We start from the raw sequence: 12,202 nt of genomic DNA on the forward strand, positions 1-12,202 counted from the left end.
GAGTACGTGCGACGGCTGACAATCCCATCTCGACTCGACATAACCGCAGGTAACGGTAACTATCGGGGAGGGGAACGGCGGGCGAAGTGGCCTCGGTCACGCGGGTGACGGCCCGGCATCGCGCGGCGGGCACGGGGGCACAGGCGCCCGGGGAGCGAACCCCGTTGTCCGTCCACCGGACACCCGAACCCACGGTAGCCGACAGTGTGCTGGAACACACGCACGTGACCGCGGCGCGCTGCGATCGCGATCATCCGGTGATCACCCGGAGCGGGCCACCCGCTCCGCGTCCGCGCCCACGTACGCCGCCCACAGGTCCCGGTACGGGCCCTCGACGGCGACGAGGTCGGCGTGCCTGCCGACCTGGAGCAGGCGCCCCCGGCCGACCACCGCGATCAGGTCGGCGTCGGCGGCGGTGGCCAGCCGGTGCGCGACGACGATCGTGGTGCGGCCCGCGGTGAGCACGTCGACCGCGGCCCGCACCCGCGCCTCGGTGGCCAGATCGAGGGAGGCGGTCGCCTCGTCGAGGATGAGGATGTCCGGGTCGACGAGCTGCGCGCGGGCCAGGGCGAGCAACTGCCGCTGACCGGCCGACAGGCTGCGCCCGTGTGCGCCGATCGGCTGGTGGTATCCGTGCTCGAGCGCGGCGATCATCTCGTGCGCGCCGACCGCCCGCGCCGCCCACTCGATGTCGGCCGGGCTCGCGTCGGGCCTGCCGTAGGCGATGGCCTCGCGCACGGTGTCGCCGAACAGGAACGGCTCCTGGGGGACGACCCCGAGCCTGCGGCGGAAGTCGCGCAGCGCGTAGCGGCGGATGTCGACTCCGTCGACCAGCACGGCGCCGGCGGTCGGGTCGTAGTAGCGGGCGAGCAGTTTCACCAGCGTGGACTTGCCCGCCCCGGTCTCGCCGACCAGCGCCACCTTCTGGCCCGGCTCGATGCGCAGGTTCACCCCGTCGAGGACGGGCGCGCCCGCCCGCGAGTAGGCGAAGGTCAGGTCGCGCACCTCGATGGCGCCGTCGAGTTCGGCCACCGGCAGCGGGTCCGCGGCCTCGGGGGTGTCGACCGGCGTCCGCAGCAGGTCGCCGATGCGGTCGACGCCGACCGCCGCCTGCTGGTAGCTGTCGAAGACCTGCGAGAGCTGCTGGATCGGGGAGAACAGCAGCTCGACGTACAGGAGGAAGGCGATCAGGGTCCCCGCGGTGAGCGTGGCGTCGCGGACCTGGCCGACACCGACCGCCAGCACGGCGGCGGTGGCCAGCACCGACATCAGCTCGATGCCGGGGAAGAAGACCGCCATGAGTTTCTGGCTGCGCAGCCGCGCGTCCCGGTAGGCCCACGACCGCCGCTCGAACTCGGCCCGGTTGACCGCCTCGCGCCGGAAGGCCTGCGTGACGACGATGGTGTCGACGTTCTCCTGCAGGTAGGCGTTGACCGAGCTGACCCGTTCGCGGGCGAGGTTGTAGGCGGGCACCGAGGCCCGCCGGAACGCGAGCGTCGCCACCACCAGGATCGGCAGCAGCGCCAGCACGACCACGGCGAGCCCGGCGTCGATGACCAGCAGCGCGATCACGACGCCGCCGATGGTGACGGTGCTGGTGAGCGCGGTGGCCAGGCCGGTCTGCAGGAAGGCCGAGAGGCCGTCCACGTCGGTGGTCATCCTGGTCATGATGCGGCCGCCGAGTTCGCGCTCGTAGTACTGCAGGCCGAGGCGCTGCAGCTGCGCGAAGGTCTTGACCCGCAGGCCGTAGAGCAGCCGCTCCCCGGCCTGCCCGGTGACGCGCACCTGGGCGACGCCGATCGCCCAGTCGGCCACCACGACGGTCAGCGCGCCCGCGGCGGCCACCAGCAGCACGTCCTCGGCGCCCGCGAGGACGCCGTGGTCGATGCCGTAGCGGACCAGGAACGGGATGAGGACCTGGGCGAGCGCGTCCAGGCCGACCAGGCCGAGCCCGGCCAGCAGCGGCCAGGTGAACGGGCGCAGCAGCCGGGCCAGGGAGAACGCGGTGTCGGGGGTGTGCGAGAAGGACCGGTCGACCTCGGGTTCCCCGGTGACGGGCGGGAGCCGGTCGATGAGCCGCGCGATGTCGCCGCTGGGCGGGGCGCTCGACATCATGCCGCCGCCCGCCCCGGCGTTGCCGCCGCCCGCGGGCGCGCCCGCCGCGCGCCGGGCGAAGGCCCGGGCGAGGTGCTCCATGGTGCGCGCGTCATCGTCGTCGCCGACGTCGGGGGCGACCCAGAGCGCTTCGGTGGCCCGCGCGGGCGGCGCGAGGGCACCGTCGCCGATGCCCTCGACCTCGGGCGGGGTGAACAGGGCGCGGAACAGCTCGCCGGAGCGCTGGAGTTCGGCCAGTGTGCCGAGTTCGGCGACGCGTCCGCCGTCGAGCACGGCGACCCGGTCGGCCAGCGCGAGGGTGGACAGGCGGTGCGCGACGACGAGGGTGGTGCGACCGCGGACCTCGGCGGCGATGCGCCGGTAGATGACCTCCTCCACCTGGGCGTCGATGGCCGAGGTCGCGTCGTCGAGGACCAGCACGGGCGCGTCGGTGAGCAGGGCGCGGGCCAGGGCGATGCGCTGGCGCTGGCCGCCCGAGAGCCGTTGGCCGCGTTCGCCGATGGTGGTGTCGAGCCCGTCGGGCAGGCGCGCGACGAACTCGTCGGCGGCGGCCAGGTACAGCGCGTGGCGGACCTCGTCGTCGCTCGCGCCGGGCCTGCCGTAGGCGACGTTGGCCCGCACGGTGTCGGCCATGAGGTGGGCGTCCTCGAAGACCACGGCCACCCGCGCGCGCAGGTCCGGCAGGGCGCGGGTGTCCACGCCGTCGAACAGGACGCTGCCCGCGTCGGGTTCGAGCAGCAGCGGCAGCAGGTGCACCAGCACGGACTTGCCCGTACCCGCCCCGCCCGCGACGGCGACGGTCTCGCCCGCGCCGATGGTCAGGTCGAGCCCGGAGAGCACCGGCTCGTCGCCGAACCCAAAACGCACCGAGCGGAACTCGACCGACGGCGGAGCCTCCGGTCGCGGCGCGGACCCGCCCGCGCCGTGCGGGCCGCCCTCGTCACCGGATGCCGCGGGGGCGGGCGCGTCGATGACCTCGCGCACCCGGTCCAGCGAGGCCTTGCCCTGCTGGCTGACGGTGAGCAGCATGGAGAACTGCCGCACCGGCCCGACGAACGCGCCGAGGTAGGTCATGAACGCCAGGAAGGTGCCGAGGGTGACCGACTGGTTCAGCGCCAGCAGGCCCCCCGCGATCAGCACCAGCGCCTGCCCGGCGGCGGGCACGGCCTGCACGGCCGGGGCGAACCGGCTGGTGATCCGCGCGACGCGCAACCGGGACCGGTAGAGCGCCCTGGCGTGCCCGGCGAGGCGGTCGAGTTCGGTGTCCTCCTGGCCGAAGCCCTTGACCACCCGCACCCCGGCGACCGCCGCCTCCACCTGCATGGCGACCTCGGCGGCGCGGGCCTGGGCGTCCCAGTTGGCGGGGAACAGCTCGCGCTGGCTGCGCCGCGTGATGATCCACAGCGCGGGCAGCACCAGCAGCGCGATCACGGTGAGCGCGGGCGACATGACCGCCATCAGGGCCAGCGCCGCGATCAGCAGGGCGACGTTGCCGGTCACCATGGGGATCAGCTGCAGGAACATCTGGATGAGGGTGACGTCGGTGATGGCCCGGCTGACGACCTGGCCGGTCCGCAGCTGGGCCTGCTCGCGGCCCGAGAGCCGTAGCAGGGCCGCGAACAGGTCGCGGCGCAGGTCGTGCTGGACCCCGAGCGAGAGCTCCGAGGAGGCGGCCCGGCGCGCGTAGGACGCGCCGAACCGGGCCGCGCCGAGCGCCACCAGCGCCGCCACCCAGGGCGCGACCGAGGCGGCCGTGACCGACAGGGTGTCGACCACGTGCCGCACGATCAGCGGCAGCGCCGCGGTGAGCAGGGCGGCCGCCAGCGCGCCGAGGTAGCCGATCAGCACCAGCCGCCGATGCCGCAGACATCGGCGGACCAGGTACCGGATCCACTCCGGGATCATCGAGCCGCCACGAGGGATTCGGCGGCGTACTGGTTGGCCGGGCGGTCGAGGCCGTAGTGCCCGCGCAGCGTGGTCTCGGTGTACTCGGTGCGGAACAGCCCGCGCTCCTGCAGGATCGGCACCACCTCGTCGACGAAGCGCTCCAGGCCCGAGGGCAGCACGGCGGGCATGATGTTGAATCCGTCGGCGGCCCCCTGGCGGAACCAGTCCTCGATGGTGTCGGCGACCTGGACCGCCGTGCCCGCGAAGGTGCGGTGCCCGCGGCCGCCGCCGAGTCGGGCGATGAGCTCGCGCAGGGTCAGCTTCTCGCGGCGGGCCAGGTTCACGATGAGGGTGAACCGGCTCTTGGCGCCCTGGATGTCGTCCTCGGTGGGCAGGTCCTCGGGCAGTTCGGCGTCGAGGTCGAGCGCCTCGACCGGCAGGTTGTAGTGCTTGGCCAGCTGCCTGCGGGCGTATTCGGGCGAGATGAGCCGGGCCAGTTCGTCGTCCAGCGCCCGCGCCTGCTCCTCGGTGTCCCCGATCACGGGCACGATGCCGGGCAGGATCTTGATGGTGTCCGGGTCGCGGCCGAGAGCGGCGGCGCGGGCCTTGAGGTCGGCGTAGAACGCCGTGGCGTCGTCGAGGGTCTGCTGCGCGGTGAACACGGCCTCGGCCCAGCGGGCGGCGAACTCCTTGCCGTCCTCGGACGACCCCGCCTGCACGAGCAGCGGGTAGCCCTGCGGGGAGCGCGGCACGTTCAGCGGCCCGTCGACCTTGAAGTACTCGCCCGCGTGATGGATCTTGCGCACCTTCTCCGCGTCGGTGTGGATGCCCAGTTCCTTGTCGGCGACGATGGCGTCGTCCTCCCAGGAGTCCCACAGCTTGGTGGCGACCTCCACGAATTCGCCCGCCTTGCGGTAGCGCAGGGCGTGGTCGGGGGTGTCGTCGAGGCCGAAATTGCGGGCGGCGTCGGCGCCCGCGGTGGTGACGATGTTCCAGCCGGCGCGGCCGCCGGAGACCCAGTCCACCGACGCGAAGCGCCGCGCCAGGTTGTAGGGGTCGTTGTAGCTGGTCGAGGCGGTGGCGATGAGCCCGATCCGGCTGGTCTGCACCGCGATCGCGGTGAGCAGCACGGTGGGCTCCAGCTTGCCCGACGGGCGGCGGCCGGGATCGCCCATGAGCACGGGGCTGTCGGCGAAGAAGATCGAGTCCAGCTTGCCGCGCTCGGCGGTCCGCGCCAGGCGCACGTAGTGGTCGATGTCGGTGTGGGCGTGCGGGTCCGACTCGGGCAGCCGCCACGCCGCCTCGTGGTGGCCGACGGACATCAGGAAGGCGTTGAGGTGCAGTTGTTTCGGCACGGGGGTTCCTTTCACACCGCGACCGGGGCGACGCCCAGCGCGGAGAGCAGTGTGCGGCGGATGGACTGGAAGTCGGCCAGGCTCGGGTCGCGCTCGCCGGGCAGGTCGACCGGGAGGTCGACGGTGATCCGGCCCGTGTCGAGCACGAGGACCCGGTCGGCCAGGGCGACGGCCTCGTCCACGTCGTGGGTGACGAGCAGGACGGTGGGCCGGTGCCGGGAGATCAGGTCGCGCAGGAGCGCGTGCATCTTGATCCGGGTGAGCGCGTCGAGGGCGCCGAAGGGTTCGTCGGCCAGCAGCAGGTCGGGCTCGCCGACCAGCGAGCGGGCCAGCGACACCCGTTGCTGCTCGCCGCCGGACAGCTCACCGGGCCAGGCCTTCTCGCGCCCGGCCAGCCCGACCTCGGCCAGCACCCGGACCCCGGCCGCGCGGCGGGAGCGGGGCTGCCCGTAGAGGACGTTGGCCAGGACCCGCTGCCAGGGCAGCAGCCGCGAATCCTGGAAGACCACCGAGGTCTTCTCGGGCACCCGCAGGCTGCCCGACCCGTCGACGTCGTAGTCGAGGCCGGCCAGGGCACGCAGCAGGGTGCTCTTGCCGGAGCCGCTGCGCCCGAGCAGGGCGACGAACTGGCCCTGCGGGATCCGCAGGTCGAGGCCGTCGAGGACCACGCGCTCGCCGAACCGGCGGATCAGGCCGCCGACGGCGACGCCGCCGCTCAGCCCGCGATCGTCCGTCGCCACGACAGCGCCCTCCGCTCGAGCAGGCGGATCGCCGAATCCGACAGCAGGCCGAAGATGCCGTAGACCGCGAGGCCGACGAGGATCACGTCGGCCTGGCCGTAGTTCTGGGCGTTGGACATCATCTTGCCGAGGCCGTCGGTGGCGTTGACCGATTCGACGACGATGAGCGTGAGCCAGGCCGCGGTCACCGACAGCCGCAGCCCCAGGAAGAAGCCGGGCAGCGACCCGGGCAGCACCACGCGCCGGATGAACGTGGCCCGCGAAACCCCCTGTACCTCCGACAGTTCCACCAGTTTCTGGTCGATGGTGGTCAGCGACGCGTGGGTCTGGATGTACATGTTGACGACCACGGCCAGGGTGATGACCACGACCTTGAACTGCTCGCCGATACCGAGGGACAGGATGAGCAGCGGGATCAGGCCGAGGGTGGGGATGGCCCGCTTGAGCTGCACCGGGCCGTCGACCAGGGACTCCCCCAGCCGGGACAGCCCCGCGACGAGCGCGAGCGCGGTGCCGATCACGACGCCGAGGCCGAGGCCGAGCAGGGCGCGCGAGAGCGAGACGGACAGGTGGTCGAGGAGCGGGCCGTGCAGCGTCAGGTCCCACCCGGTCCGCACGACGGTCCACGGCGCGGACAGCTTGCGCGTGTCCAGCAGGCCGAAGTGCGCGCCCGCCGCCCAGGCGGCCAGCAGCAGCGCGACGCCGAGCAGTCGGGCGCCGGGAATCGCCTTGCGCAGCCCGAGGCGGCGCAGCGTCCGGCGTTCGGCGAACTCGGAGGTGCGCGGCGCGGTGACGGGCACGGCGCCCCGGGACAGTGCGATGGTCATGACGCCCCCTGCGTGCGATACGGCGCGGTGACGGCGTCGGCGGCGATCTTCTCGAAGCGCCGGTCGAACAGGTCACCGGCCTTGAAGGACGCGCCGAAGTAGCCGGAGGCGGTGACCAGGTCGATGGTCTCCTGCTCCCAGGCGATCGCGGCGTCCCAGCTGTCCGGGAAGTACGGCTTGTCGGTGGTCTCGCGGATGCGGCGGCCGTCGGCGGCCGAGACGGACTGGTCCTTGACGTAGTAGGCGTCGATCCATTCCTCGGGGTGCTCCCAGGCCCACACCTCGCCGCGCGCCCAGAACTTCACGAACTCGGCGATGGCGGCGGCCTTGCCGGTGTCGCGCAGGACCGCGGTCGGCGCCCACAGCACGGTGAGCGCGTCGACGGCGGGGGTGTCGACGCCGACGGCGCCCTCGGCGGCGTACTTGTCGAGGTACTTGGTCAGGCTCGGCTCGCCCAGCGGCGCGACGTCGATCTGCCTGCCCTGCAGCGCGGTGAGGAACTGTGGACTGTTGAGCTCGACGAGCTGCACGTCCTCGGTGCGCAGCCCGGCCGCCTTCAGCGTGCGCAGGACGACGACGCCCTGCGCCTGGCCCGGCGAGAAGCCGATCTTCTTGCCGCGCAGGTCGTTCAGGGTGCGGATGTTCGTGCCGGGCGCGGTCGCCAGCTTGTAGAGCGGGCTCTGGCGGACCTTCACCCCGACGATGCGCGCGTCCAGGCCGGTGCCGTGCGCGTGGATCGGCGGGATACCGGCGTTGGTGGCCAGGTCGAGGGCGTTGCCGCGGAAGGCCTGGATGACGTCGGGACCCGCCTGCACCAGCGGCCAGGACGAGACGGTGAACGGCAGCTTGGCCAGTTCGCCCGAGGCGGTCAGGGCGACCTTGGTGGTGTTGGCGGAGATGGTGAGCGCGGTGCCCGGCGGGACGGCGGTGGGCAGGGCGCCCCGCAGCGCGGCGTCGTCCCCGTCGGCGGTGGCGCAGGAGACCGCGAGCAGCGAAACCGCGGCGGTGAGCAGAGTTATTCGTCGAATACTTTTTCGCATAGTGATTTTCCGTCGGTCGGCCGAATTGGTGTCACAGAATTCGAACCGCGACAACACCGCACGTCCGACGTGTTCCGGACCGTGCCGGACTGCATTTCGTTCATGCACGAACTGTCGCCGCCGCGGCCGATTCCGGTCAATATTCGACCGACTTAAAATAAGCCCGAATCAAACGGCCTTGGCCGCGCTGCTGGTCAGCGGCTCGGCGAACACTTCGCGCAGCACCACCGCGGCCGCCGACATCACGAGGACCTGCCCGGGGAAGGAGTTCTCGAAGACCACCTCCGCGGCGTCGGGGCCGACCGCCGCGTGCTCGCGCACGGCCGCCCGGTACGCCTCGCGTACCCCAGGGACCGGACCGAGCCCCCGGTCGACGAGGACCAGCGCCTCCGGGTCGAGCAGGTCGATGAGCACCGCGGCGACCCGCCCCATCGCCGCGGCCCGATCGAGGAACAGCCGGCGTTCCGGCCCGCCGCGGGCGGCCGCGGTGATCAGCTCGTGCATGGTCGTGACGCCGGTGAGCCGCGCGCCGCGACGCACCAGGGCGTGGTCGCCGTAGTCGTCGAGCGCGAATCCCGCCGCGGCGCTGAGTATCCGGTCTACGCCGCCCGCCCCGGAGCGGGGGCCGTAGTGCACCTGCCCGTGCACGGCGAACGCCGCGTCGATGACGTTGCCGACGAACAGCACGATCGAGGACGAGGCGCCGCGGAGCCTGCCGTAGAGATGTTCGGCGTGACACAGGGCGCGGGTGTGGCTGTCGAGGGTCGTCGGCAGGCCGGTGTGTTCGGCGAAGTACTCGCGCACGGGCACATCGCGCCAGCGCAGGAAGGCGTGATCGATCACCGAGCCAGCGGTGGTGTCGACGCGGCCGCCGATCGCGACGCCGAGCCCCAGGACACGGGGCCCGCCGGCGAGGCCATCGGCCACGGCGCGGACGCGCGCGACCGCGGCTGCCAGGATGTCGTACGGGGCGAAGGTGCGATGCGGGATCTGCTCGCTGTGCCGGACGGTGCCGCCGATGTCGACGACGGCGACGGTGACCTGCGCGGCGGCGATGTGCACCGCGAGCACGACATTGCCCGACACATCGAGGGTGAGCGGGCTGTGCGGCCTGCCGACCCCGCCCGGCGCGGAGGTCTCCGGGAGTTCGAGCAGCAGGCCCGCGGCCACCAGCGCCTTCGTCTGCCAGGTCACCGTCGCCGGCGACACCCCCGCGTGTCTGGCGAGCACGCTGCGCGGGGCCGACCCGAGCTCGAGCACCGCCCGCAGAACCGATCCCGCGCTGCTGTTCGTCATCGCCGCCACCTCGCCGTCACCGCTGGTGGGCAAGGGTACGCAGGGCCGGCGGCCCGGCCGAGCCTTCGGCGCACGGTGATCGCAACCGCGGCCTACAATCACGCGATGCCGAACTACAGCTTCCGGTGCCGCGCGTGCGGCGACACGTTCGAGGTCAACCGGCCGATGGCGCAGTCCTCGGAGCCGGCCGACTGCCCCGCGGGGCACACCGACACCGTCAAACTGCTGACCACCTTCGCCACCACCGGGCGCGGCGCCGCGCCCGCCCCCGTGGCCGCCCCGCGCCCGGCGGGCGGCGGTTGCTGCGGTGGTGGCGGCTGCTGCTGAGCCGTCCGCTCAGTGGTGGTCGATGTGGCCGAGGTCGCGTTCCGGCGCGATCCGGTCACGCACGCGCTGCTTGAGCGAGGCGATGTCGGGAAAACCGCCGTCGGCCTTGCGCTCCCAGATCTGCTCGCCGTCGACGGTGATGCGGAAGACGCCGCCCTCGCCCGGGATCAGCGCGACCTCGCCCAGCGCGGTGCCGAAGGTGCTCAGCAGTTCCTGAGCCATCCAGCTCGCGCGCAGCAGCCACCGGCACTGGGTGCAGTATTCGATCGCGACACGGGCCATGCGCGTCAGCGTAGTGCTCAGGAGACGAACACGCCGTCCAGGTAGACCCACGCCCCGTCGTGGCGCACGAAGCTGCTGACCTCGTGCACGGTGGCGCGGGCGCCGTCGAGCCGGTAGTGCGCGATGAACTCCACGGTGCCGTTGTCGTCGAAGGGCCCGCCGCGTTCGGTGGCGACCACCTCGAGGAACAGCCAGCGCCGGCCCGGGTCGAGCGTCAGGTCCGCAGGCCGGGTGCGCGGATGCCACGAGCGGGTCAGGTAGCCGGTGTCGCCGACGGCGAACGCGGTGTAGCGCGACCGCATCAGCGCCTCCGCGGTCGCCGCGGGCTTCTCCCCCGCCAAGATCGCGCCGCAGCACCGCTCGAACGGCTCGCCCCACCGGCACGGACACGGTTTCTCACCCATGGCCCCATCTTCCCGCCGCAACGGGTCCGCGCGCCCCGCGGGGTCGTCCGGTCAGCCGAAGGGCTGGTGCGCCAGGGGCGCCAGGGCAAGGGCGCGGGCGAGCTCGGCGGTCTGGTCGCGCCAGCGGCGCAGGTCGGTGGTGCTGGGGGCGAGCTCGTAGTCGTGGTGGTGGGCGGCGCGGGACAGGGCGGCCCACAGGGCGCCGACCTCGCCCGCGGTCGTCGGGCCCGCGTAGACGCGCAGGGCGAGCAACTGGGCGCGCATGGGGCAGCGCACGAGTTCGGGGGCGACCTGGAACCAGAGCTCGTCGACGGCCTGCTCCAGGGCCAGGCGCAGGATCCAGGCCACCGCACGCGACCAGACACCGCCCGCGGCGGGCACCTCGCCGGTGAGCAGGTGGTCGGCGGCGTCGAGACGCTGCTCGACGGTGGGGCGGCGCGAGACCGGCCCTGGCCGGGAGCGGACCCGGCGGCGATGGGTGCTCATGCCGACCGGCCCGTCGGCCCGCCGTGGCGCCCGCGGCTCATCGGCGCGGCTCCGGCGGGGTCGTCCCGCGTAACCAGCGGATGAAACGCTCGGTGTCGCTGATCAGTTCGCGCATCGGCCGGTCGATGGGGACGTGCGCGCCCGCGGTGGCGTCGCGCAGGATGCCGACCAGCCAGCGGCCGCCGGTGTTGCTCAGGAACCTGTTGAGGTCGTCGACGCGGCCGCCGGGCTCCATCACGGCGAGGGCGACCATCGCGCGGGTCGTGTGCGCGCCCGCGACGGTGCGGTCGACCTCGCGGTGGTCGATGCCCGCGGCCAGCAGGTTGCGGCGCGCGTGCGCGAGCGCGGCGGCCTCGATGGCCGAGCGGCAGCAGGTCGCGACCAGCTCGTCGGCGATGGCGGGCGGCAGCTGCGGGGTGCGCAGCAGCGACCGGGCGTCGTCGAGGTAGCGGCGCACCGGGTCGCCGGTGACGCGGACCTCGACGATGGACCGTTCCCGGCGCTGCACCTCGAGGACGGTGGCCTCGATCTGCATGCGGCGCACCGCCTCCGCGAGCCGCTCGTCGTGGGTGAACACCACCACCTGCCGGGTCAGGGCGACCTCGGCCAGCACCCGGGCAAGGCCGTCGACCTTGGCGGGGTCCATGGCCTGGACGGGGTCGTCGATGACCACGAACCGGAACGGGCTCTGCGGCACGGTGGCTCGCGGCAGGAACAGCGAAAGGCCGAGCGCGTGCAGCTCGCCCTGGCTCATCACGCCCAGCGCCGCGCCGTCCACCTCGTCCACGGTGACGTCGAGGAGCACCCGCCGCGCCGTGCCCGCGCTGCCCTGCAACCGGATCGCGCCCAGCTCCACGTTGCTCTGCTGCCGCAGGGTGCTCCACACCCAGCGGGCCATGTCCTCGAGCGGCCGCATGCGTTCCCCGCGGACCCCGGCGGCCGCGGCCTTGAGCCAGTCCGAGGCCCGGCGCACGGTGCGCAACTCCTCGGCGTCGGCCGCCACCCGGTGCGCGGTGGCCAGCCAGGCGGTCACCTCCACCGCGAGGGGCGCCCACACCTCGTCGAAGTCGGCGAGCTCGGCGCGGGCCCGCTGCTGCAGGGCGGCGAGGGCGGACACGGCCTCGGCGTGCTCCTTGCGCACCGCGACGGTGTCGGGGCCGAGCTCGCCGGTCAGCGCCGCGGTCCACCGCCGCCAGCCGGCGCGGGCCGCGCGCCACAGCGGGTCCTCGTCCGTCCCGGCGGGGACCGCCTCCGTGCCCGGTGGTTCCGCGCCGTGGTCCGGCGGCGGGAGCGCCGCGCCCGGGCGCGCGGCGCTATCGGGGTCGCCGTCCGCAGGGGGCCGCCCGCCGGACAGGGCGGGCGGCAGCGGGGCGGCGAGGTCGCGCAGAGCGTCCCGGGCGGCGTCGAGTTCGGCGGTGGCCGCGCGCAGGGCGGCGACCCGGG

General features: G+C 73.6%; 10 protein-coding genes and 1 pseudogene. 1 reads left to right on the forward strand and 10 read right to left on the reverse strand.

The features are described from left to right. Positions 1–261: 261 nt before the first annotated feature. The 6 genes from ON36_RS21335 to ON36_RS21360 form a co-directional block, all read right to left on the reverse strand. Positions 262–4,020 carry an ABC transporter ATP-binding protein gene (locus ON36_RS21335; protein WP_052314212.1) on the reverse strand — a complete coding sequence of 1,253 codons (3,759 nt, stop codon included), beginning with the start codon at positions 4,018–4,020 and terminating at the stop codon, positions 262–264. Beyond that, complete coding sequence (locus ON36_RS21340; protein WP_043656514.1) at positions 4,017–5,357, reverse strand: LLM class flavin-dependent oxidoreductase; 1,341 nt, start codon at positions 5,355–5,357, stop codon at positions 4,017–4,019. Before ON36_RS21340 ends, ON36_RS21335 begins: the two co-directional genes overlap by 4 nt. An 11-nt stretch (positions 5,358–5,368) precedes the next feature. Then, complete coding sequence (locus ON36_RS21345) at positions 5,369–6,097, reverse strand: ABC transporter ATP-binding protein (RefSeq protein WP_043656517.1); 729 nt, start codon at positions 6,095–6,097, stop codon at positions 5,369–5,371. Then, positions 6,073–6,924, reverse strand: a complete 852-nt coding sequence (locus ON36_RS21350; RefSeq protein WP_043656520.1) for an ABC transporter permease — start codon at positions 6,922–6,924, stop codon at positions 6,073–6,075. Before ON36_RS21350 ends, ON36_RS21345 begins: the two co-directional genes overlap by 25 nt. After that, positions 6,921–7,964, reverse strand: coding sequence for an ABC transporter substrate-binding protein (locus ON36_RS21355; RefSeq protein WP_043656522.1), 1,044 nt, complete (start codon positions 7,962–7,964; stop codon positions 6,921–6,923). The genes ON36_RS21350 and ON36_RS21355 overlap by 4 nt, the downstream gene beginning before the upstream one ends. 168 nt (positions 7,965–8,132) lie before the next feature. After that, entirely contained in the window at positions 8,133–9,260 is a 1,128-nt protein-coding gene (locus ON36_RS21360; protein ID WP_157224970.1) for an ROK family protein, read from the reverse strand. 105 nt (positions 9,261–9,365) lie between these two features. On the opposite strand from ON36_RS21360, the gene ON36_RS21365 reads away from it, so the two are divergent. Further along, entirely contained in the window at positions 9,366–9,587 is a 222-nt protein-coding gene (locus tag ON36_RS21365) for an FmdB family zinc ribbon protein (protein ID WP_043656541.1), read from the forward strand. A 9-nt stretch (positions 9,588–9,596) separates the two neighbouring features. Here the strand turns inward: ON36_RS21365 and ON36_RS21370 are convergent, their stop codons facing one another. The 4 genes and pseudogenes from ON36_RS21370 to ON36_RS21385 all read right to left on the reverse strand — a co-directional run. Next, complete coding sequence (locus ON36_RS21370) at positions 9,597–9,869, reverse strand: Rdx family protein (protein ID WP_043656523.1); 273 nt, start codon at positions 9,867–9,869, stop codon at positions 9,597–9,599. Positions 9,870–9,886: 17 nt separating this feature from the next. Continuing rightward, positions 9,887–10,273, reverse strand: a complete 387-nt coding sequence (locus ON36_RS21375) for a YchJ family protein (RefSeq protein WP_043656527.1) — start codon at positions 10,271–10,273, stop codon at positions 9,887–9,889. A 51-nt stretch (positions 10,274–10,324) separates the two neighbouring features. After that, positions 10,325–10,759: a hypothetical protein gene (locus ON36_RS21380; protein WP_043656530.1), complete on the reverse strand. Its 435-nt coding sequence runs from the start codon at positions 10,757–10,759 to the stop codon at positions 10,325–10,327. Positions 10,760–10,796: 37 nt separating this feature from the next. Further along, a pseudogene (locus tag ON36_RS21385) lies at positions 10,797–12,202 on the reverse strand (hypothetical protein); the annotation flags it as partial.

The sequence above is a fragment of the Nocardia thailandica NBRC 100428 genome, from assembly GCF_000308795.1.
GTDB lineage: Bacteria > Actinomycetota > Actinomycetes > Mycobacteriales > Mycobacteriaceae > Nocardia > Nocardia thailandica.

Bases quoted from the DNA above. Each gene is read 5' to 3' on its own strand.
- ON36_RS21335 (WP_052314212.1), bottom strand. From the start codon at position 4,020: ATGATCCCGGAGTGGATCCGGTACCTGGTCCGCCGATGTCTGCGGCAT.
- ON36_RS21350 (WP_043656520.1), bottom strand. From the start codon at position 6,924: ATGACCATCGCACTGTCCCGGGGCGCCGTGCCCGTCACCGCGCCGCGC.
- ON36_RS21355 (WP_043656522.1), bottom strand. From the start codon at position 7,964: ATGCGAAAAAGTATTCGACGAATAACTCTGCTCACCGCCGCGGTTTCG.
- ON36_RS21360 (WP_157224970.1), bottom strand. From the start codon at position 9,260: ATGACGAACAGCAGCGCGGGATCGGTTCTGCGGGCGGTGCTCGAGCTC.
- ON36_RS21365 (WP_043656541.1), top strand. From the start codon at position 9,366: ATGCCGAACTACAGCTTCCGGTGCCGCGCGTGCGGCGACACGTTCGAG.
- ON36_RS21370 (WP_043656523.1), bottom strand. From the start codon at position 9,869: ATGGCCCGTGTCGCGATCGAATACTGCACCCAGTGCCGGTGGCTGCTG.
- ON36_RS21375 (WP_043656527.1), bottom strand. From the start codon at position 10,273: ATGGGTGAGAAACCGTGTCCGTGCCGGTGGGGCGAGCCGTTCGAGCGG.
- ON36_RS21380 (WP_043656530.1), bottom strand. From the start codon at position 10,759: ATGAGCACCCATCGCCGCCGGGTCCGCTCCCGGCCAGGGCCGGTCTCG.